At 65.7% G+C, this 21,782-nt stretch carries 19 protein-coding genes and 1 tRNA gene; 11 read left to right on the top strand and 9 right to left on the bottom strand.

Going from position 1 to position 21,782, the window contains the following annotated elements; translation table 11 throughout:
* The 11 genes from HHL27_RS02460 to HHL27_RS02410 all read left to right on the top strand — a co-directional run bounded on the left by HHL27_RS02460 (position 1) and on the right by HHL27_RS02410 (position 13,398).
* Positions 1–1,653, top strand: a complete 1,653-nt coding sequence (locus HHL27_RS02460) for a nitrite/sulfite reductase (protein ID WP_169491768.1) — start codon at positions 1–3, stop codon at positions 1,651–1,653.
* On the top strand, positions 1,646–2,074 hold the full coding sequence (locus HHL27_RS02455; RefSeq protein WP_169491767.1) for a DUF934 domain-containing protein: 429 nt from the start codon (positions 1,646–1,648) through the stop codon (positions 2,072–2,074). The genes HHL27_RS02460 and HHL27_RS02455 overlap by 8 nt, the downstream gene beginning before the upstream one ends.
* 30 nt (positions 2,075–2,104) lie before the next feature.
* A complete protein-coding gene (locus HHL27_RS02450; RefSeq protein WP_169491766.1) occupies positions 2,105–2,935 on the top strand; it encodes a phosphoadenylyl-sulfate reductase in 831 nt (276 codons plus the stop codon).
* Between the two features lie 221 nt (positions 2,936–3,156).
* Positions 3,157–5,532, top strand: a complete 2,376-nt coding sequence (locus HHL27_RS02445) for a membrane-bound PQQ-dependent dehydrogenase, glucose/quinate/shikimate family (protein WP_206069324.1) — start codon at positions 3,157–3,159, stop codon at positions 5,530–5,532.
* A 101-nt stretch (positions 5,533–5,633) separates the two neighbouring features.
* Positions 5,634–6,050: an NAD(P)H-dependent oxidoreductase subunit E gene (locus tag HHL27_RS02440; protein WP_206069323.1), complete on the top strand. Its 417-nt coding sequence runs from the start codon at positions 5,634–5,636 to the stop codon at positions 6,048–6,050.
* Positions 6,047–7,585, top strand: coding sequence for an NADH-ubiquinone oxidoreductase-F iron-sulfur binding region domain-containing protein (locus HHL27_RS02435; protein WP_169491764.1), 1,539 nt, complete (start codon positions 6,047–6,049; stop codon positions 7,583–7,585). The genes HHL27_RS02440 and HHL27_RS02435 overlap by 4 nt, the downstream gene beginning before the upstream one ends.
* Positions 7,582–8,115 (top strand): molybdenum cofactor guanylyltransferase, encoded by a 534-nt coding sequence (gene mobA / locus HHL27_RS02430; protein WP_169491763.1) that lies wholly within the window; start codon positions 7,582–7,584, stop codon positions 8,113–8,115. Before HHL27_RS02435 ends, mobA begins: the two co-directional genes overlap by 4 nt.
* A complete protein-coding gene (gene fdhF / locus HHL27_RS02425; RefSeq protein ID WP_169491762.1) occupies positions 8,105–10,972 on the top strand; it encodes a formate dehydrogenase subunit alpha in 2,868 nt (955 codons plus the stop codon). Before mobA ends, fdhF begins: the two co-directional genes overlap by 11 nt.
* Positions 10,969–11,184 (top strand): formate dehydrogenase subunit delta, encoded by a 216-nt coding sequence (locus HHL27_RS02420; RefSeq protein ID WP_240959257.1) that lies wholly within the window; start codon positions 10,969–10,971, stop codon positions 11,182–11,184. The genes fdhF and HHL27_RS02420 overlap by 4 nt, the downstream gene beginning before the upstream one ends.
* A complete protein-coding gene (gene fdhD / locus HHL27_RS02415; RefSeq protein WP_169491761.1) occupies positions 11,174–11,959 on the top strand; it encodes a formate dehydrogenase accessory sulfurtransferase FdhD in 786 nt (261 codons plus the stop codon). The genes HHL27_RS02420 and fdhD overlap by 11 nt, the downstream gene beginning before the upstream one ends.
* 104 nt (positions 11,960–12,063) lie before the next feature.
* On the top strand, positions 12,064–13,398 hold the full coding sequence (locus HHL27_RS02410) for an ABC1 kinase family protein (protein ID WP_169491760.1): 1,335 nt from the start codon (positions 12,064–12,066) through the stop codon (positions 13,396–13,398).
* Here HHL27_RS02410 and HHL27_RS02405 read toward each other — a convergent pair.
* From HHL27_RS02405 to HHL27_RS02365, 9 genes are all read right to left on the bottom strand, one after another.
* On the bottom strand, positions 13,386–14,819 hold the full coding sequence (locus tag HHL27_RS02405) for a methyl-accepting chemotaxis protein (protein ID WP_169491759.1): 1,434 nt from the start codon (positions 14,817–14,819) through the stop codon (positions 13,386–13,388). The genes HHL27_RS02410 and HHL27_RS02405 overlap by 13 nt on opposite strands.
* Before the next feature lie 120 nt (positions 14,820–14,939).
* On the bottom strand, positions 14,940–15,857 hold the full coding sequence (locus HHL27_RS02400) for an NAD-dependent epimerase/dehydratase family protein (RefSeq protein WP_169491758.1): 918 nt from the start codon (positions 15,855–15,857) through the stop codon (positions 14,940–14,942).
* Positions 15,857–16,990 (bottom strand): glutamate 5-kinase, encoded by a 1,134-nt coding sequence (gene proB, locus HHL27_RS02395; RefSeq protein ID WP_169491757.1) that lies wholly within the window; start codon positions 16,988–16,990, stop codon positions 15,857–15,859. The genes HHL27_RS02400 and proB overlap by 1 nt, the downstream gene beginning before the upstream one ends.
* A 135-nt stretch (positions 16,991–17,125) precedes the next feature.
* Positions 17,126–18,187 carry a GTPase ObgE gene (obgE, locus tag HHL27_RS02390; protein ID WP_169491756.1) on the bottom strand — a complete coding sequence of 354 codons (1,062 nt, stop codon included), beginning with the start codon at positions 18,185–18,187 and terminating at the stop codon, positions 17,126–17,128.
* Positions 18,188–18,299: 112 nt separating this feature from the next.
* Positions 18,300–18,375 (bottom strand) — tRNA-Ala (locus tag HHL27_RS02385).
* Positions 18,376–18,485: 110 nt separating this feature from the next.
* Positions 18,486–19,268, bottom strand: coding sequence for a hypothetical protein (locus HHL27_RS02380; protein ID WP_169491755.1), 783 nt, complete (start codon positions 19,266–19,268; stop codon positions 18,486–18,488).
* Positions 19,269–19,429: 161 nt separating this feature from the next.
* Positions 19,430–20,170, bottom strand: coding sequence for a Bax inhibitor-1/YccA family protein (locus HHL27_RS02375; RefSeq protein ID WP_169491754.1), 741 nt, complete (start codon positions 20,168–20,170; stop codon positions 19,430–19,432).
* Positions 20,171–20,304: 134 nt separating this feature from the next.
* Positions 20,305–21,102, bottom strand: coding sequence for a pyrroline-5-carboxylate reductase (proC, locus tag HHL27_RS02370; RefSeq protein ID WP_169491753.1), 798 nt, complete (start codon positions 21,100–21,102; stop codon positions 20,305–20,307).
* Positions 21,103–21,116: 14 nt separating this feature from the next.
* Positions 21,117–21,620, bottom strand: coding sequence for a type III secretion system chaperone family protein (locus tag HHL27_RS02365; RefSeq protein WP_169491752.1), 504 nt, complete (start codon positions 21,618–21,620; stop codon positions 21,117–21,119).
* Positions 21,621–21,782: the final 162 nt, after the last annotated feature.

Raw genomic sequence — 21,782 nt, 5'->3', positions numbered from 1 at the left:
ATGTATCAGTACGACAGCTACGACCAGGCGATGGTCGATGCCCGCGTCGCGGAATTTCGCGATCAGGTGAACCGCCGCCTTGCCGGTGAAATCACCGAGGACCAGTTCAAGCCGCTGCGCCTGAAGAACGGCCTCTACCTTCAGCTCCACGCCTACATGCTGCGGGTGGCGATCCCCTATGGCACGCTCAACAGCCGCCAGATGCGCATGCTGGGCGACATCGCGGACAAGTACGACCGCGGCTATGGCCACTTCACCACGCGCCAGAACATCCAGTACAACTGGATCAAGCTGGAACAGGCGCCGGACCTTCTGGCCGACCTCGCCTCGGTCGAGATGCACGCCATCCAGACCAGCGGCAACTGTATCCGCAACACCACGGCCGACCACTTCGCTGGTGCCGCTGCGGACGAGCTGGTCGATCCGCGCCCCTATGCCGAGCTGCTGCGCCAGTGGTCGACGTTCCATCCGGAATTCGATTACCTGCCGCGCAAGTTCAAGATCGCGATCATCGGCAGCGAGACCGACCGCGCGGCGATGAAGCTGCACGACATCGGCATTCAGCTGGTGAAGAACGACGCGGGCGAGATCGGCTGCAAGTTCTACGTCGGTGGCGGCATGGGCCGCACCCCGATGATCGCGCCCGTGATCGGCGATTTCGTGCCGCCGCTGCAGATGATCTCGTACCTCGAAGCGTGCCTGCGCGTGTACAACCGCTACGGTCGCCGCGACAACAAGTACAAGGCGCGGATCAAGATCCTCGTCCACGAGATCGGCGCCGACGAATACCGTCGACAGGTCGAGGAAGAATTCGCCCATATCCTGACGCTCGGGCTTGAGCCGCCGCCGGCCGAACTTGAACGCATCAAGGGCTTCTTCGAACAGCCCGGCTTCGACGCCGCGGCATCGGACGATCTGGACCTGTCCGACCCCGATTTCGCCGTCTGGGTGAAGCAGAACGTCCACGCCCACAAGCAGGCGGGCTATGCCATCGCCACCATCGCGCTGAAGCCGGTGGGCGGCATCCCGGGCGACGCGAGTGCCGACCAGATCCGCCTGATGGCTGACCTCGCGCGCGATTACAGCTTCGACGAACTGCGCGTCACCCATGCGCAGAACATCGTGCTGCCGCACGTCAAAAAGGCCGATCTCTACACGCTGTGGCAGAAGCTGGACGAAGCGGGGCTCGCCAACGCGAACCTCGACCTGATCAGCGACATCATCGCCTGCCCGGGCCTCGATTACTGCAGCCTTGCCAACGCGCGCTCGATCCCGGTGGCGCAGAAGATTTCCGAACGCTTTGCCGATCTCGGCCGCCAGCAGGAACTGGGTGAGCTGAAGCTGAAGATCTCGGGCTGCATCAACGCCTGTGGCCACCACCACGCCGGCCACATCGGCATCCTGGGTGTCGACCGCAAGGGCGTCGAGAACTACCAGCTGCTGCTGGGCGGCTCGGAAGGCGCGGACACCTCGCTCGGCACGATCACCGGCCCGGGCTTCAACGAGGACGGCATCGTCGACGCGATCGAGAAGGCAACCGACGTCTATCTCGCACAGCGCACCGACGGGGAGCGTTTCCTCGACACCTACCGCCGGATCGGCATGGCCCCGTTCAAGGAGGCGATCTACGCCAAGGAGTCCGTCAATGGTTGAACAGACCCTGCGCTATCGTTCGGACGAGCCAGTGGCCGACCCCGCCGTGACGGTCGACGCGTTCGCCGATCAATCGAACGCCACCGCCGTCCGCATTGAACCGGGCGACGATGCCCGCGACCTGTTGCCGCACCTCGACCGGCTGGCGCTCGTGGAAGTGAACTTCCCCGCCTACACCGATGGGCGCGGCTATTCGGCAGCGCGCATCCTGCGCGAACATGGCTACACCGGTGAACTGCGCGCGATCGGCGACGTGCTGCTCGACCAGTTGAGCCACATGCGCCGCTGCGGGTTCGACAGCTTCGCGCCCAATCAGGACATCAGTCGCGAAGCCGCGGACAAGGCTTTCGCCACCTGGCCCGAAGTCTACCAGAAGACGGTCGATGGCCGTCCCGCGATCTGGGCCAAGCGCCACGGTTGAAGGGACCCTTCGTCTTTCAAGGACATCATGATGAGCAGCACCACGCGCACCTCTGGAGAGACCGGGGCCGATCGCAAGATCGACCTGATCGACACTTCGCCGCGCTTCACGGAAAGCGATGCGATTCGGCTGAACAACCTGTTTCGCGGTACCGACACGCAGGACATGCTGCGCTCGGTGATCCGCGACGGGCTGGCCGGCGACCTCGCCATCGTCTCCAGCTTCGGCGCGGAAAGTGCGGTGCTGCTGCATCTCGTGGCCAGCATAGATCCGTCGGTGCCCGTGCTGTTCCTGGAAACGGGCAAGCACTTCCCGGAAACGATCGCCTATCGCGACGCGCTCATCGCCCATCTCGGCATGACCGCACTGCAGATCGTCGAGCCTGACTGGGACTTGGTCGCCAAGAAGGACGAGAACGGCCTGCGCTGGTCGTGGGACCCCGACGGCTGCTGCGAGATCCGCAAGGTCGAGCCGCTCGCCAGAGCGCTGCTGCACTACGATGCGTCGCTGACCGGCCGCAAGGGCTTCCAGTCGAGCACCCGCGCCGGTCTGCCGCGCTTTGAGATCGACAAGTCGGATGCGCAGGGGCGGCTCAAGATCAATCCGCTGGCATCGTGGACCAAGGAGCAGCTGGACGGCTACTTCGCGGCGCACGGCCTGCCCCGGCACCCGCTCGAAGCTCAGGGCTATCCCTCGATCGGCTGCGCGCCCTGCACCAGCAAGGTCGCGCCCGGTGAAGACCCGCGCTCGGGCCGCTGGAAGGGTTGGGACAAGACCGAGTGCGGCATCCACGTCCCCGGCAGCGAGGACCAGAGCGGTCCTGCAAACGATCTGCCTCCCGGATACGACCCCGCCTTCTGAACGTTTGCAGGGATTTCAATACTAACTAAGGTTGACCCCGATACTGCACTGCGTTAGCGGTGCTCGTGGCGGTCAGTCGCCAAAACCCTGAATCGAGGCGGCCGGCCCCCCAAATCCCCGCGCCGCCTCGGTTCTCCCGGCATCCCACAGTTTGTTGCGCCCCGCCGAACCAAATTGTGTCTGGCGCGTTGCTGCTTGCGATCAGGCAAGGGACAGCGGATGTGACCAACCAAGCTCCTCACGGAACGCCACTTCTGCTGCACATTGTCGCGTGGGCGGCCATTGCCATCGGATTGGCAAATCTGGTGGGAGGTGTGTGGCTGCTGGTTCTTGGTGGCTCGCCCTATTATGGATTGGCCGGCCTTGCCCTGATTGTGATCGGCTGGCTGTTGCTGCGCCGCAATCCACTTTCCCTCCACCTGATGGCAGCGCTCATCGTCGTCACCCTGATATGGGCGATCGACGAAATCGGGTTCGACTGGTGGAAGCTGGTACCGCGCGGCGATCTTATCGTGCCGCTGGGCCTTGCCATGACCCTGCCATGGATTACCCGTGCCCTGCGTCACCGGACCGATGACAGCCGCCCTTGGCTGACTGTCGCCGGCCCCCTTGCACTCGCCTTGGTCGGCGCCGGGGGGGTTGCCGTGGCATCGGGCATTGCCGACCATGACTGGCACGGGCGCTTGCCCGGCGTTCGCACGCCCGTCGGATTAAGCGACCAGCCTGACGGCGACTGGCGTGCCTATGCACGGTCGTGGGAAGGACAGAAATGGTCTCCGCTCAAGCAGGTTACGCCCGGCAACGTGGCAAAGCTGGAGCTTGCCTGGCAGATCCATACTGGCGACCGCCAACGCCCGGGTGATCCGGACGAGATCACCTACGAGGTAACGCCGATCAAGGTTGCCGATACGGTCTATCTGTGCACCCCGCACAACCATGTCCTTGCCCTCGATGCCGAGACAGGGCGCACGCGCTGGACGTACGATCCCCGCATTCAGGTAACGGGAGAGATGCAGCATCTGTCCTGCCGTGGGGTATCCTATGCGGAGGTTCCCCAGGCCGCATCGTGCCAGCGCCGCATCATAACCGCCACCAACGACGCCCGCCTGATCGCTCTTGACGCCACGACCGGGCGGCCCTGCCCCGGCTTCGGCACGAATGGCCAGATCTCGACGCTTCCGGGCCAGCCCGGCCATCCACTGGGATGGTACCAGTTCACCTCCGCACCGTTGATCTCGCGCGGTCTCATCGTGCTCGGAGGCGCAATTTACGATAACAAGGCCATGAAAATGCCTTCGGGCGTGATCCGCGCCTACGACCTTGCCGACGGCCATCTGGTGTGGAACTTCGATCCCGGCCGGCCAGACGACACATCGCCGATCAAGCCCGGCCAGCACTACGTTCTCTCCACGCCCAATTCGTGGAGCACTTCGGCCGCCGACGATAAGCTGGGCCTGATCTACGTGCCGATGGGCATGGGGGCGGTGGACCAGTGGGGCGGCACTCGCCCCGCCACCACCGAGCGCTTTGCGACATCGGTCCTCGCGCTCGATACCATGACCGGAAAGGTGCGCTGGGTGTTCCAGACCGTGCACCATGATCTGTGGGACATGGACGTGCCCGCACAGCCGGCGCTGGTCGATCTCGATCTGCCGGGCAAGGGCCGCGTGCCCGCGCTGGTCCAATCGACCAAGACCGGCAACATCTTCGTCCTGGATCGCCGCACCGGCCAACCGCTCCATTCCGTGACCGAACGCCCGGTTCCGCAAGGCGCAGCACCAGGGGACCGCCTGTCGCCGACGCAGCCCTATTCCGCGGTTTCGATGCTGCCCGACCGCGCGACAGAGAGCGGAATGTGGGGTGCCACCATGCTTGATCAGCTTGTCTGCCGCATCAAGTTCAAGCGCCTGCGCTATGATGGCGAATTCACACCTCCTTCGCTGCAGGGCACGCTGGTCTATCCCGGCAACTTCGGCGTGATGGACTGGGGCGGCATGGCGATCGATCCCGAACGCCAAGTTGCTTTCGCTCATCCCAACTACATGGGCTTCGTCGACAGACTGGTGCCACGTGCCGATCCGGCAAGCGGAAATCGCCACGGTCCGTCCGGCGGATCGGACATGCATGGGGCAAGCGAACACGGCTATAATCCGAACTTCGGCGCGCCGTATGCCGTCGAACTGAACCCCTTCCTGTCACCGCTTGGCCTCCCGTGCCAAGCACCGCCATGGGGATATGTGGCCGGGCTCGACCTTGTCACCGGCAAGATCATGTGGCGACGCGCGAATGGCACGACGCGGGATCAGATGCCCGTGCCCATCCCGTTCAAGATGGGCGTCCCGTCGCTGGGCGGCCCGATGGTGACTGCCAGCGGCCTTGGCTTCATGTCGTCGACGATCGACTATTATGTCCGCGCCTATGACCTGGCGACAGGCGATGTGCTGTGGCGGGCACGGCTGCCTGCAGGCGCACAGGCCACCCCGATGACGTACCTCAGCCCTTCAGGGCGACAGATGGTGATCGTGGTAGCCGGTGGTCACAATTCGCTCGGCACAAAGCTGGGAGACTCTGTTCTGGCCTACGCGCTGCCGCGTTGACGCGCGGCCCCTCGCGGCGCAGAACATCCGCCCACGAACGGATGTGCGGGTGACTGCATTCGCGCGGGATGGCAGAGGACGGCGCGACGCGCGCAAAGCACATGAAACCAAGCCTTGAGCAGATCATCGCAGAGCATGCGCACCGCGAAGGGCCGCTGCTGCCGATCCTCCACGATGTGCAGGCAAGCTTCGGCCATGTTTCCGACGACGCTATCCGATCCATCGCCCATGCGCTGAATCTCAGCCGAGCCGAGGTTCATGGGGTGGTCAGCTTCTACCACGACTTCATTCAGACGCCCGATCCGCGCCCATCGCTCAAGCTCTGCCGGGCCGAGGCGTGCCAAGCCCGCGGGGTGGAAGCGCTGGCCGCGACGATCACAGTGCCCGATGGCGTCAGGATCGAAACGGTCTACTGCCTTGGCCTGTGCAGCGTCGGCCCCAATGCCATGGCGCACGGCAAGCTGCACGCAAGGCTCGATGCGGCAAAGCTTGCGGCGCTGATGGAGATGCTGGCGTGACTGTGGTGCGCATCAGCAACGATTCCCTCGCGCTGGCCTGCGGCGCCGATGAAGTTGCAGCGGCCTTCGACGCCGCTGGCTGCACCGTCGAGCGCGTGTCCTCGTGGGGCATGCACTGGCTCGAGCCGCTGGCCGAAATCGACGGTCAGGGCTTCGGCCCGTTGCAGCCGCAAGACGTCGCGGCGGTACTGTCGGGCCAGTCCGCCAAGGCGATCGGCCCGATCGAGCAGCACCCTTTCATCGCCCGCCAGCAGCGCCGCACGTTCGTACGCGCCGGAAAGACGCGGCCGCTCAGCCTCGAAGACTATGCCGCAACCGGCGGGTGGGAAGGCTTGCGGCGCGCGCGCGACATCGGCAGCGAAGCGATCGTGACCGAAGTCACTACTTCAGGGCTTCGCGGCCGTGGCGGCGCGGGCTTTCCGACCGGCATCAAGTGGCAGACCGTGGCCCGGGCGCAGGCGGCGCAGAAGTACATCGTCTGCAATGCGGACGAAGGCGATAGCGGCACCTTCGCCGATCGCATGGTGATGGAAGGCGATCCCTTCCTGCTCATCGAAGGGATGGCCATCGCCGGTCTCGCAGTGGAGGCAATGCGCGGATACATCTACATCCGCAGCGAATACCCACATGCGATCGCCACGATGGAAGCGGCGATCCGCGCCAGTGCAGACATCGTCGCGCCATTCGTGCTGGAAGTGCGGGTGGGCGCGGGCGCCTATGTCTGTGGTGAAGAGACATCGCTGCTCAACAGCATCGAAGGCAAGCGAGGCGAAGTGCGCGCCAAGCCGCCGCTGCCTGCGCTCGAAGGCCTGTTCGGCAAGCCCACCGTGGTCAACAACGTGCTGACGCTGGCAGCGGTGCCGTGGCTTCTAGCGCACGGCGGCGCGGCCTATGCCGAAGTCGGCTTCAGCCGTTCGCGCGGGACGATGCCTATTCAAATCGCGGGCAATGTGAAGCACGGCGGCCTGTTCGAAACGGGCTTCGGAGTCACACTTGGCGACCTCGTCGACGACATCGGCGGCGGCACTGCATCGGGTCGTCCGGTGCGCGCGGTGCAGGTTGGCGGACCGTTGGGCGCGTATCATCCACCGTCCGACTTCCATCTGCCCTTCGACTACGAAGCCTTTGCTGCTGCCGACGGCCTCATCGGCCATGCCGGCATCACAGTGTTTGACGACAGCGTCGACATGAGCCGGCAGGCGCGCTTTGCGATGTCGTTCTGCGCGGCAGAGTCTTGCGGCAAGTGCACGCCCTGCCGCATCGGCTCTACCCGCGGGGTCGAACTCATCGACCGCATTAGCGAGCGCAAGGGCCGCGCGCCCGACCGGATCGAAACGCTGCCCCAGATGCACAACGCCCCCAAGGTGGAGCGCACGCTGGGCGACGAAATCGCGCTGCTGGAAGACTTGTGCGAGACGATGAAGTTCGGCTCGCTCTGCGCGCTCGGCGGGTTCACGCCCTACCCGGTGCTCTCGGCGCTGCACCGGTTCCCCGAGGACTTTGGCATCACGCCGGTGGTGGAGCCAGCCGAATGATCCTGGGCGCGGTCCTCGCAGGCGGCCGCTCCAGCCGCTTCGGCAGCGACAAAGCACTGGCCGAACTCAACGGACGCACACTGTTGGCCCGCGCGGTGGATCAGTTGCAGCCGTTTTGCGATGCCGTCGTGATTGTCGGCCGGATGGAAGGTCCTGCGCTTTGCATTCCCGACTGGCCTGCCCCGGATGCTGGCCCGCTGGGTGGCTTTGCCGGCGCGCTGAACTTTGCGCGGGCCAACGGCTACGCCTCGGTACTGACATGCGGTGTGGACTCTGTAGACATACCTGACGACCTGCCTGACCTGCTTTCGCCCCCGCCACGCTACATCGAAACGCAGCCGGTCATCGGCCACTGGCCCGCAGGTGCAGCCGATGCGCTCGAAAGACTGCTGCTGAGTCCCCGCAAGCATTCGGTGCGCGCTTTTGCCGAGATGATCGGGGCAAGACCGGTGACATCCCCGCATGCGCCCGCCAACATCAACACGCCAGCGGACCTGAAGGCCGCGCAGGAGCGAAGCCATGGGTTATGAGCGCCAGGCCGATTTCGGCACGCCGGAAGTGCACGGCGATCACCACGTCACCTGCACTATCGACGGACGCGCCGTCACCGTGCCCGCCGGCACCAGCGTGATGCGTGCCGCCGCGCTCGCCGGGGGATCGATCCCCAAGCTCTGCGCCAGCGACAACCTGAAGGCCTTCGGTTCATGCCGCCTCTGCCTTGTCGAGATCGAGGGCATGCGCGGCACCCCCGCTTCGTGCACGACGCCCGTGGCCGAAGGCATGAAGGTGCAGACCCAGACGCCACGCCTGCAGAAGCTGCGTCGCGGGGTCATGGAGCTCTACATCTCAGACCACCCGCTCGATTGCCTCACCTGCAGCGCCAACAACGATTGCGAGCTTCAGGACCAGGCCGCCGCCGTGGGCCTGCGCGACGTGCGCTACGGCTATGAGGGGGAAACCCATCTCGGCGCCGCGATCGACACCTCGAACCCCTACTTCGACTTCGACCCGTCCAAGTGCATCGCCTGCTCGCGTTGCGTGCGCGCCTGCGACGAGGTCCAGGGCACGCTCGCGCTGACCATCGAGGGACGCGGATTTGCCTCGAAGGTTTCGGCGGGCCTTGCCGGAGAGGACTTCTTCTCGTCCGAGTGCGTCTCGTGCGGGGCCTGCGTCCAGGCCTGCCCCACCGCCACCTTGCAGGAAAAGGCGGTCAAGGACATCGGCAAGCCCGAACGCGCCGTCGTCACCACTTGCGCCTATTGCGGTGTCGGCTGCACCTTCCGCGCCGAAATGCGGGGCGAGCAGCTCGTCCGGATGATCCCGTGGAAGGACGGCAAGGCCAACCACGGCCATTCCTGCGTGAAAGGCCGTTTCGCCTGGGGCTATGCCCAGCATGCCGACCGGATCCTTTCGCCGATGATCCGCGATGCGATCGACCAACCCTGGCGCGAAGTCAGCTGGGAAGAGGCGCTGTCCTATACTGCCCGTCGCCTTCAAGAACTGCGCGAACGCCACGGCCGCAATGCGCTTGGCGGCATCACTTCCAGCCGCTGCACCAACGAAGAGACATTCCTCGTCCAGAAGCTGGTACGCGCAGGGTTCGGCACCAACAACGTCGATACCTGCGCCCGCGTCTGCCACTCGCCGACCGGTTATGGTCTCAAGACCACGTTCGGCACCTCAGCCGGCACGCAGGATTTCGACAGCGTCGACGACAGCGACGTAATCCTCGTGATCGGCGCCAACCCCACCGACGCGCACCCCGTGTTCGCCAGCCGGATGAAGCGGCGCATCCGCGGCAAGGACGGCAGGCCGGGCGCCCGGTTGATCGTGATCGACCCGCGCCGAACCGACCTCGTTCGTTCGCCGCACATTGCGGCGGATTTGCACCTGCCGCTGCGGCCCGGCACCAATGTCGCGGTGCTGACCGCGATGGCGCACGTGATCGTGATCGAAGGTCTCGCCGATGAAGAATTCATCCGCGCGCGCTGCGATTGGGAAGAATACCGGCACTGGGCCGACTTCGTCGCGATTGATCGCAACAGCCCTGAGGTTCTCGCGGAGGTCACCGGTGTCACACCGCAGGATGTGAGGGCCGCGGCTCGGCTTTATGCGACCGGCGGCAATGCAGCAATCTACTACGGCCTCGGCGTTACCGAACACAGCCAGGGCTCCTCTACCGTCATGGCCATCGCCAATCTCGCCATGGCGACGGGCAATATCGGCCGGCGCGGTGTTGGCGTGAACCCGCTGCGCGGCCAGAACAACGTGCAAGGCGCCTGCGACATGGGCAGCTTCCCGCACGAGCTGTCGGGATATCGCCACGTCTCCGACGCCGCGACACGCGCGCTGTTCGAAGCGGAATGGGGCGTTCCGATCGATCCCGAACCGGGCTTGCGCATCCCGAACATGCTCGATGCGGCGGTCGAGGGAGCGTTCAAGGCGCTTTACATCCAGGGCGAGGACATCCTCCAGTCCGACCCGGACACCCGCCACGTCGCGGCCGGACTAGCCGCCATGGAACTGGTCATCGTCCACGACCTGTTCCTCAACGAAACCGCCAACTACGCGCACGTCTTTCTGCCGGGCTCGACCTTCCTCGAAAAGGACGGCACGTTCACCAACGCCGAACGCCGCATCCAGCGGGTGCGCAAGGTGATGGAGCCGCGCAACGGCCTTGCCGACTGGGAAGTGACGCAGGAACTCGCCAGGGCCATGGGGCTCGGCTGGAACTACACCCACCCTTCGCAGATCATGGACGAGATCGCGCGCCTCACGCCCACGTTCTCGGGCGTGAACTACGCAAGGCTCGATGCGGAAGGATCGCTGCAGTGGCCGGTCAACGCCGCTGCGCCCGATGGCAGCCCGATCATGCACGTCGACGGATTTGTCCGGGGCAAGGGCCGGTTCGTGGTCACCGACTACGTTCCGACCGATGAGCGAACCGGCCCGCGCTTTCCGCTGCTGCTCACCACGGGCCGCATCCTCAGCCAATACAACGTCGGCGCACAGACGCGGCGCACCGCCAACGCGATGTGGCACGGCGAGGACGTGCTCGAGATCCATCCGACCGATGCCGAGAACCGCGGGCTGCAGGATGGCGACTGGGTGCGACTTGCCAGCCGCTCGGGCGAGACGACGTTGCGCGCCAAGGTTACCGAGCGCGTTGCCCCCGGCGTCGTCTACACCACGTTCCACCACCCCGAGACGCAGGCCAACGTCGTCACCACCGATTTCTCCGACTGGGCCACCAATTGCCCGGAATACAAGGTCACCGCCGTCCAGGTTTCGCCCAGCAACGGCCCCAGCGACTGGCAGGCGGACTATGCCGAGCAGGCGCGCCGTTCGCGACGGATCGAACTGCACCGCGCAGAGCCTGCCGAATGACGATGGACCCGCTCGACAAGCTGGTGGCGATGGCCAACCAGATCGCCCGCAACCTTGCCCATGATGACGATCCGGCCGGCGCGACGGCAGCCCACATTGCGACCTATTGGTCCCCCCGGATGCGGGCGCAGATCGCGGCTTGCGAAGGCGAAGGGCTGACGGAGGTCTCCCGCGATGCCATAGCTCGCCTGGGCGTGCGCCATGCCGATTGACGGCGCCCGCACCGACGATTTTCTCGAACACTTTTCCGACGGTCGCCCCCAGCGCGAAGCCACCCGCGCGCTGGCGCTTGAGGCACCGGTTGCGATCGAGATCAACGGCATCGGCTACGCCGTGATGATGGCAACGCCAACGGATCTTGCCGACTATGCGCTCGGGTTCTGTCTCTCGGAACAGCTGATCGCCTCGCCGGCAGAGTTCGTGTCGGCCGAAGCGAGCGAAGTGCAGCACGGCGGCTGGATGCTGCGGATCCAGCTATCTAGCAAGGGCGCCGGCCCGCTGCTGGAACGTGCGCGATTGCGCTTGGCCGAGGGCAGCTGCGGCCTGTGCGGCATCGAAAGTCTCGAACAGGTCTTGCGGCCGCTCGAAGCCATTAAGGCTGCGCTCGCTGTCACGGACGACGCGGTATTTCGCGCGCTCGCCGCACTTAATGAGCATCAACCGCTGGGCGCCCATACCCGCGCCGCCCACGCTGCGGCGTTCTGCACGCCGGCTGGCGAAATCGTCATGGTCCGCGAGGACGTGGGACGTCACAACGCGTTCGATAAGCTGCTGGGCGGGCTTGGCCGAGCCGGGATCGATCCCGCAACCGGTTTCGTCCTACTCACCGCGCGGTGCAGCTTCGAGCTCGTGCAAAAGGCTATCATCGCTCGGGTTTCACTGCTCGTAACGATCTCGGCCGCATCGAGCTTGGCGGTCGATCAGGCGCGGGCGCACGGCTTGCGCTTGATGACGCTCGCACGACCGGACAGCCTGCTCGAAAGCTGACAAATCGCGCGTTGCTCCCATCGCCCGATCGGTCAGCTTGTGGTAATGTTGCGACAGATTAAGAATTGTACGATTGTACAAGTCAAGCACAGCAAGGCGCGCCGATGCCCGATCGCTATCGCAAGGTTCCTTCAGCGCGGCTGTCGCGGCTCGCAGCCTTCGGTCAGCTTGCGGGTGGCCTTGCCGGTGGCGTGATTGCCGAAGGCGCTCGGAGGCTTGCCAAGGGCGAACGTCCGCAACTTTCCAGCCTCGTGCTCACCCCCGGCAACGTGGGCCGGGTGACCGAGCAGCTGTCGCGCCTGCGCGGCGCCGCGATGAAGCTCGGACAGATGATCTCGCTCGATGCCGGGGATGTCCTGCCGGCCGAGCTCACGGAAATCCTTTCCCGCCTGCGCGACGCGGCGCACTTCATGCCGCCCGCCCAGCTCCAAAAGGTTCTTTCGGGCCATTGGGGACCGGATTGGCGCAAGCGCTTTGCGCGTTTCGATCCGATCCCGCTCGCCGCCGCGTCGATCGGGCAGGTTCATCGGGCGGAACTGCACGATGGCCGGGACGTGGCGGTGAAGGTCCAGTATCCGGGCGTCGCCTCAAGCATCGAGGCGGATGTCGACAACGTCGCCACGCTGCTTCATTTTTCCGGCCTGCTGCCTGCCGGGCTCGATATCGCACCCCTGCTGAGCGAGGCGAAGCGCCAGCTGGCCGAGGAAACCGACTACTTGCGCGAGGCCGCTCAGATGCGGCGCTATGGCGGGCTTCTGGCCGACGACCGGCGTTTCGTCGTCCCCTCGCCGATCGAGGAACTGACCGGACGGCAGGTGCTGGTGATGGACTTCGTGCCCGGCCGCCCGATCGACGATCTGGCGCAGGCCCCGCAGGAAGAGCGCGATGAGGCCATGGGTGCGCTGCTCGGCCTGGTCCTGGGCGAACTGTTTCGCTTCGGCTTCATGCAGACCGATCCCAACTTCGCCAACTATCGCTGGCAGCCCGATACTGGCCGGATTGTCCTGCTCGATTTCGGGGCGGCACGCCCGGTCGCTCCGGAAACGAGTGCTGCATACACGCGGCTGATGCGCGCCGGGCTGGCAGACGATCACGATGCCCTGCGCGAAGCCCTGCTCGACATAGGCTTCGTATCGAACTTGCAGCTTGGCAAGCACCGCGTGCAGATCGACGCCATGATCGCCGTCCTGCTCGCGCACGTGGGCAAGCCCGGTCTGTTCGATTTCGCCGATCGCCGTTTCGTCGAACAGGTCCGCGAACATGCCATGCCGGTGTTCGAAGATCGCGCCAGCTGGCACCTTCCCCCGGCCGAAACCCTGTTCGTCCAGCGGAAGGTGAGCGGTACAGCGCTGCTCGCCGTGCGGATGAAGGCCCGCCTGCCGCTGCGCGACATGGTCGAGGCCGCTGTCAGTAACGCCGAAGCAGATCAGGCGGCGTAGCGCTCCAGCCGCAATTCGCCGGGCACGTCGAACTGGAACCGCGCCACTGCGCCGGCAAGGTTGCGCGATGTTTCCGCCATGCTCCTCGTCGCGGCGGCCGTCTGCTCCACCATCGCAGCGTTCTGCTGCGTCATCAGGTCCATTTCGGCGATCGCGCGATCGACCTGCGCCGCGTTTTCCGCCTGCTCCTGCGTCAGGCTTGCCGCGTCCGAAACAGCCCCGCTGATATCAGTCACGCGGCCGATGATGCCATGCAGCATGCCACCCGCGCTCTTCACCAGCTCGGCACCACGGTCGACCTGCTCGCGGCTGGTGGAAAGCAGCTTCTTGATGCTTTCGGCGGCTTCGCCGGATCGCTGGGCGAGCGCCCGGACTTCATTGGCCACCACCGCGAAGCCGCGGCCAACCTCGCCGACACGGGCCGCTTCCACCCCGGCATTCAGCGCGAGTAGGTTGGTCTGGAACGCGATTCCGTCGATGATCTCGGCAATCTGGACCACTTCCTGCGCGCTGCGCTGGGCATCGTCCATCGCGCTCACCGCCTGGCCCACCGCCGTGCGACCCTCTGTGGCCTGCCGCTCGGTCTCGCCCGCCGACTTGCGCAGCGCGGCCATGGCCTCCGAACTTTCTGCGAGCGCACGGGACAGCGAACCGATCGCGGCCGCGCATTGCTGGACGCTGTCGGCCTGCCGTTCGGTACGGCTGGCGAGGTTTTCGGATGCCGCGCGGATTTCCTCGGTCCCATTGGCGATGCTTCCGCTGCTCGCCGCCACGATGCCCAGCGTCTGGGCCAACTGCGCGACGGCAGCGTTGAAATCCTCTTCGGCCTGCCGGTAATCGGCGGGCAGCCCGCTCATCCGGGTGGTGAGATTGCCGACCGCGAGCGAGCGCAATGCGCTACCCATCTGGCCCAGGACGATCTCTCGCGTGTTTTGCTCGGCCTTGGCGAAGTAGGTCGACAGCGCCAGGTCCATGTCGATCATCGCCGCCTTGACCAGCGCCGCCGTATCGCGCGCCAGCCGCCTTTGCCCGGGAAGGAAGCGGCGGATTCCGCGCAGCGCCATGCTCTCGATCAGATGCTCCAAGATCAGCGCATAGCCGCCGATGTACCACTGCGGGGCAAGGCCAATGCGCGCATGCGTCATGCCGATGTGATTGGCGCGCTCGAAATAGGCCTGGTCGATCCCGTGTTCGAACAGCTTTACCCAATGGTCGCGCTGGGCGTTCCGCGCGTAGTCGATCTTCTGCTGCGAGGAAAAGAAGCCTGACAGCGCCGGCGTGCTCGACAGCTTCTCGTAGAATTTTGCTAGGCCCTGATCGACCGACCGCGCGATCACGGCGCCGAGGCGCGCGAAGCTACCCCGGTTGCGCTCCAACTCATAGAATTCGATGCGCTGCTGCAATTCCTGGTTGTTTGCCACGGCCGGTTGGTCCCTGCTGACGAGTTGCGATCCTCGTTGCAGGAATGGCGAATAGGAACGAATTAGTCTGAAATTGTAACCTCGGGTGATTCCTGATGTACCGAAGGGCAAGAGCCGGCCTTAGAGCCAGCCCGCTTCGCGATACCAGGCCGCCGTCGCGTGAAGGCCCATCCTCGTCTCGACCTTGGCGCGCCACAGCGCCTCGGGCGGCTGGTTGCTCTCACCCGCAAGCCAGTCGGGATGGCACATGTATCCGACCCGGTCCTCGGTCAGCTTGGCCTTGTCCTTGCGGAAGAAGCGATCCGCCCGGGCGCCGAAGCGGAGCAGGCCAGGTGGCAGCGACATCGGCGTCACGCGCCGCCCCACCGCAACGCCGATCGCTTTTGCCAGCGAATGATGGGTCCATCCGCCCGGCTGTCCATCATCGGGCTCGAACACCCGGCCGGTGACGTCTTCGCCGGGCGGCAACAGCGCAAGCAACAGCCTTGCCAGATCGTTCACGTGGATGATCGACAGTCGTCCCTCGGGCGGCAAAGGCATGAAGCCCTTGCGCGCCAGCCGGAACAGCTCGAGCATCTCGGTATCGCGCGGGCCGTAGACCGCAGGCGGGCGCACCACCGTCCAATCGAGCGGCGCCGCCTTTACCAGTCGCTCGCCCTTCAGCTTGCTGGCGCCATACAGCGAAAGCTGCGGCTCGCGCGCCGAAAGCGACGAGACATGGACCAGCCGTGGAACGCCCACACGCAGCGCGGTCTCGATCACGTTCATCGTCCCCGTGACGTTTCCTGCCTCGAAGCCAGCCGCATCGGGCGCGTTCACCACGCCGGCGATGTGCACCACTACCGTCGCCCGGCCGAACAGCCGCCGCAGCGCAGCCTTGTCGGCCAGATCGCCCTGCACCCATTCCACCCCGGCGCGCGGTTCCTGCGGGCGCCGGGCCAGCGCCCTCACCTCGAGCCCGCGCCGCTGTGCCAGGTCGAGCACCGCCTGCCCGACGAACCCTGTCGCGCCGGTTACCGCCAGCAGGTCTGCTCCCATCAGATCAGGACCAACTGGTCGCGGTGAATCAGCGCGGAACGGGGGGCATAACCAAGAATGTCCTCGTGCTCGCGGCTGTGGTGGCCCATGATCCGGGCGCATTCGGCGGCGTCGTATTCGCTCAGCCCCCGCGCCAGCGTGGTCCCGTCGGGGCCGAGCACCGCGATCGCATCGCCCCGCTCGAAATCCCCGTCGACCGCGCGCACACCCGCGGCAAGCAGGCTCGATCCCCGCCCCAGTGCAGCCGCAGCGCCTGCATCGACATGGACCGCGCCGCGCAGGCGCATCCGGCCGCCGAGCCAGGCCTTGCGCGCCCGCTTTCGCCCGCGCGGTACGAACAGGGTGCCCCGATCGGACTCCAGCGCCGTCGCCACTGGCAGAAGCGGCTGCCCGTCGATGATGGCCAGCGCCATGCCCGCCAGTTCGGCGATCTCGGCCGCCTGGAGCTTGCTGGTCATGCCGCCTGAGCCGAGGCCGGAGGACGAGCCGCCCGTCGCCATCGCATGAATGTCGGCCGTAACGCCGCGCACTACCGGGATCCGCACCGCGCCCGGCTGGCGCGGATCGCGGTCGTACAGCCCGTCGATGTCCGAAAGCAGCAGTACGCCCTTTGCCGCAGCGGCCTGCCCCACGCGCGCTGCCAGCCGGTCGTTGTCGCCGAAGCGGATTTCCTGCGTCGCAACGGTGTCGTTCTCGTTGATCACCGGGACGGCACCAGCCGCCAGCAATGTGCCCAGCGTTGCCGTCACGTTCAGATAGCGGCGCCGGTCCTCCAGATCCTCGAGCGTCAGCAGGACCTGCGCGGCCGTCAGGCCGTGGGCCGCCAGCAGCTCGGCCCAGAGCCCGGCCAGCGCGATCTGCCCAACCGCAGCAGCGGCTTGCGCATCCGAAAGGCTGCCCCGACCGCCCTTCGCCAGGCCGAGCCTGCGCGCGCCGAGTGCAATCGCGCCCGAAGACACGACGATCACTTCCTGGCCGCGCGCCCGCATGGCCGCGATCTCGCCCACCAGCGCAGTCAACCACTCGCGGCGCGGTGCGCCATCCTTGCCCACGAGCAGCGCCGACCCGACCTTGACCACGAGACGGGGACAGGCGGCGGAATCGGCTAGGTCTGCGAGCTGGTGGATGGTCATGGCCGCACGGGGCTTAGGTGAATTGTGGCACAAGGTGAAGGGCGGTTCGGGCCGCGCAGGGCACGTCCCGACGAACGCTGCCCACCGCGATGCATTACTGGCCGGATCACCTGGCCAAGCAGCAGGTGGAGCGCTTCATCCGATCGGCGACCACGGCTTGCGGTCTTCCTCTTCCTCGACTTCCCCATCGGGCCGCTCGGTCACGGTCGCGGCGGGCAAATAGTCGAGCACGGCGTCGAGCAACGCTTCGATGCCCCGCCCGGTCGCGCCCGAAATCGGGAAGACTTCGTCTGCCCCTGCCGCGAGCAGCTCCTCGCGGAACGCCTGGATCAGTTCCTTGTCGACAAGGTCGATCTTGTTGAGCGCAACCAGGCGCGGCTTTTCGTCCAGCCCCGCGCCATAGGCTTCGAGTTCGCCCTCCACGATGCGCATCGCCTCGACCGGATCGGTCTCGCTATGGATGTCGATCAGGTGGATCAGCACGCGGCAGCGCTCGATGTGCCCCAGGAAGCGATCGCCGATGCCCGCGCCCTCTGCCGCGCCCTCGATCAGGCCCGGAATGTCGGCCAGCACGAATTCGCGACTGCGATGGCTGACCACGCCGAGCTGCGGCCGGGTCGTGGTAAAGGCATAGGCGCCCACCTTGGCCTTGGTATTGGTGACCTGGTTGATGAAGGTCGACTTGCCGGCGTTGGGCAGCCCGACGAGCCCGGCATCGGCCAGCAGTTTGAGCCGCAGCCACACATACATTTCCTGGCCCGGCCAGCCCGGTCCGCACTGTCGCGGGGCCCGGTTGGTCGACGTCTTGTACGACAGGTTGCCACGCCCGCCGTCGCCGCCACGCAGCAGCACTTCGCGCTGACCGGCCTCGACCAGGTCGAGCAGCACCGTCTCGCGATCGTCGTCGAGCACTTGCGTACCGACCGGAACCTTGATGACCAGATCATCGCCGCCAGCGCCGGTGCGGTTCTTGCCCGCGCCGCCCATCCCGCGCCGCGCCTTGAAATGCTGGGTGTAGCGGAAATCGATCAGAGTGTTGAGCCCGGCCACCGCCTCGAACACGATGTCGCCGCCCTTGCCGCCGTTGCCGCCGTCAGGGCCGCCGTACTGGAGGTACTTTTCGCGACGGAAGCTGACAGCGCCGGGTCCGCCCGCGCCCGAACGGATGAAGATCTTGGCCTGGTCGAGAAAATGCATGGGCTGGGCAATCCGAAGCGAGAGACGGTAACTTGCGCCGGGGCGCTCGGGTCTGCAAGGCGCATCGGCAAAAGCGAAAAGGCCGCCGGAAGACCGGCGGCCTTTCAGGATCTGGTGGAGCCGAGGGGGATCGAACCCCTGACCTCGTCATTGCGAACGACGCGCTCTCCCAGCTGAGCTACGGCCCCGTTCCAGTATCAACCCTCTCGAAGCCTCGCAGGACGAAGCGCCGTTCGGGAGCGCGGCCCTTAGCGCAGGCGCCAAGCCCTTGCCAAGAACAAAATTCGCCGCCGAAGGTTCAGAAGGCGCCAGTCCCTGCCCCCGCCTGCACGGTCGGCAGCACGATCGCGGGCGCGGAAGATGCAGACGGCGATCCCATTCCCCCGCCAGTGCTGGTCTGCCCCGCAGCGGTCTGGCCATATTGCGACTGCCAGGTCGCCAGATCGGCGCGATACTTCTCGTACCGGCGATAGAAGTCGTCGAACACCACCTCGATGTTTGGCAGGTTCACCGCCGCGAAGCTCTCGAGATCTGCCGGCTTGACGGCCACGCCATCACGGCTGACCGCCAGCACCGCATCACAGAAGTCCGACAGCGTCGGCGGCAACGCAAAGTGGTTGTAGACTGAAGTCATGTACGCTTCGCGCGGAGCGACGAACTTGGCGCCGTACTTCTTGCGGAATTCCGCATCGACCGTCTTGTTGGCGGCCGTCAGCACTTTGGCGTTGCTGGTCAGGAAGGCGCGATAGCGCACCAGGATGTCAGCGTGCTTGGGCGCGCTGCAGTTCAGCGCCGCGACGTTGTAAGCCGAACGCAGGTTCCACAACGCCTGGGCCGGGCTGATGTTGCGGTTGACCGACTGGCGAAGGCCGAGCGCATCGACCGGCGGAATGTCGAGATTGTTGCTCGCACCGTTGGGCGGCATCGGCTTGGGCGGGATCACCACGACCTTGGGCGGCGGTGGAGGCGGCGGCGGTGGAGGCGGCGGCTTGGCGCACGATGCCAGCAAGACGGCGAGCGAAGTCGCTGCGATGAACGGTACTGGACGGAACAGCACCCCAAGGCGCTTCGAATTCGACATCAACACTCCCCCGAGATCCCCGCTACGACGTAACGCCATGAACCGTTGGGACTTTCTCCAGACTGAACAGCGACGATAGCGGCATTGTCCAGCAATGAAAATGCCCGGCCGGCTTTCAGGGCCAACCGGGCATCGCAAACCTGTGCGTTAATCCCGAACGATCAGCGACGATCGCCCATGAACTGCAGCAGGAAGGTGAACATGTTGATGAAGTCGAGGTACAGCGTCAGCGCACCCATCACCACCGCCTTGCCAGCAAAATCGGTGCCGGCAAGATAGGCATACTGGTCCTTAAGGCGCTGGGTATCGTAGGCGGTCAGGCCCGCGAAGATCAGCACGCCCAGGAAGCTGATGCCCCAGGCAAGACCCGGCGACTGCAGGAAGATGTTGATCAGCGATGCGATCAGGATCCCGAACAGGCCCATGATCAGGAACGTGCCCATGCCCGACAGGCTCTTCTTCGTGGTGTAGCCAAAAAGGCTAAGGCCAGCGAAGGCGCCCGCCGTGGCGAAGAACGTCGCCGCGATCGAAGGACCGGTGTAGACGAAGAAGATCGAAGACAGGCTCATGCCCATCACCACGCTGAACGCCCAGAACAGGCCGCGCACCGCGTTGGTCGACAGGCGGTTGATGCCGAAGCTCATGATCATGACGAAGGCGAGCGGCGCCAGCGCCACTAGCCAGCGCAGCGGGGTGCCGAACACCGCGGCCGCGGCGCCAGTCGTGGCGAACAGCAGCGCAACGATGCCCGAAAGCAGAATGCCCGAGGCCATGTAGTTGTAGATCGACAGCATGTAGCGCCGCAGGCCCGCGTCGAAGACCTCGCTGCGGCTGGTGGCGCCCGAAAGGCTCGGAGACGCGCCGAAGCCCGTCCGGGGCTGAGGGTCGTTCCAGTTTGCCATAATGCTCGTTTCACTCCATGCGGAACCGGGATCGGCTCCAATGCATGCGAATATCGCGCTTGGGGGCCCGGGTTTCAAGCGAAACCGGAGCCCTGCCTTTGTGACAAATTGTAAATCAGCCTTTCGGAATCCGGTCAGGATTTGCGGGCTTCGCGGGTCATCTCTGCGCTGCGATCCCGCGCCGCGCGCAACGTGTCCTGCATCAGGCGCAGCATCCGCTCGTCCGCATCGAGCACGTCGAGGCCTTTTTGCGTCGTGCCGCCTGGGCTCGCGACACGGCGCGCAAGCTCGCCCGGCGCGTGGGGCGATTGGGCCGCCAGCAGCGCCGCACCTTCTACCATGGCCAGCGCCAGCCGATCGGCCTGCTCGCGCGGAAGCCCCAGATCGGCCGCGCCCTGCGCCAGCGCATCGATGAAGCGGTAGACGAACGCCGGACCCGATCCCGCCAGCGCGGTAACCAGGTCCATCTGGTCCTCGCCCGAGAGCCATTCGCCCTGCCCCAGCGGTTTCATCAGCGCATCGGTCAGCTCGCGCGCGGCTCCTTCGGCATCGCCCACGAGCGCGATCGGCGATTTGCCCAGCGCGACCGAAAGATTGGGCATGACCCGGACGATCGCTCCCGCATCAGGGAAAGCGCCGCGCAGCGTTTCCATGTCCACGCCGGCAAGAATCGACAGGACGAGCGTGTTCGCGCCGACATGCGGGGCCACGGCGGCAATGGCCTCGGCAAATTGCTGCGGCTTGAAGCCCAGCAGCACGACATCGCCCGGTGCTTCACCCTCCGGCGCGGCGCGCAGCAGTCGCACGCCATCAGGCGCGCTTTCCAGAAACGGATCGACCACGGTGAAAGTGTCTGGCGCCAACCCGCCTGCCAGCCACCCGGCGAGCATGGCGCCGCCCATATTGCCGCAACCGAACTGAAGGATGTGCATCGGAATTTCCTGCTTCATGCTTCGCCGGCAGCGTCGACCAGCGCGCTCGCCAAGGCATCAGCCGGACTCTTGTCGCCCCACAGGATGAACTGGAAGGCGGGATAGAAGCGATCGCATTCGTCGATCGCCGCTTCAACCGCGGATTGCGCCTGACCAAGACTTAGCAGGCCATCGTCGCCAAGCATCAGCGCGTGGCGATAAAGCAGCACCGAACCGTTCGACCACACGTCGAAATGGCCCAGCCAGACCTGTTCGTTGATCAGCGCCATGACTTCATAAACCGCGGCGCGCTTGTCATCGGGCACGCGGATGTCGGGCAGGCACAGGATCTGCAGCACATGATCCTCGGTCCGCCACACGCAGCGAACCTGATAGGTGGCCCATGACCCCTGGATCTCGCCGTGGATCTCGTCGTCGGAAACGAACTCGCAAGGCCACCCACGCGCCTCGAACAGCGAGGCGAGCATGTCGACGGGCGCCGCATCGTCGCGTTCGCTGTCGTCGTGGCCGGTCCGCATCATCGCTCTCCGGGGCCGGAGCCCATGGCGGTCGGGAGGATCCCGACGCGCGCTCCCCGGTTCCATCGCGAAGTACGGCCGGGGGAACAATCACAGGTTAACAGCCGCTTGGGCAAAACTACACAAGCCTGTGCAAAAGCTGTGGACAGACGGTGAACGCGC

The organism is Novosphingobium olei, from assembly GCF_012927405.1.
In the GTDB taxonomy this organism is placed as follows: Bacteria; Pseudomonadota; Alphaproteobacteria; order Sphingomonadales; family Sphingomonadaceae; genus Novosphingobium; species Novosphingobium olei.
This window is presented reverse-complemented; position numbering and strand designations above follow the sequence as displayed.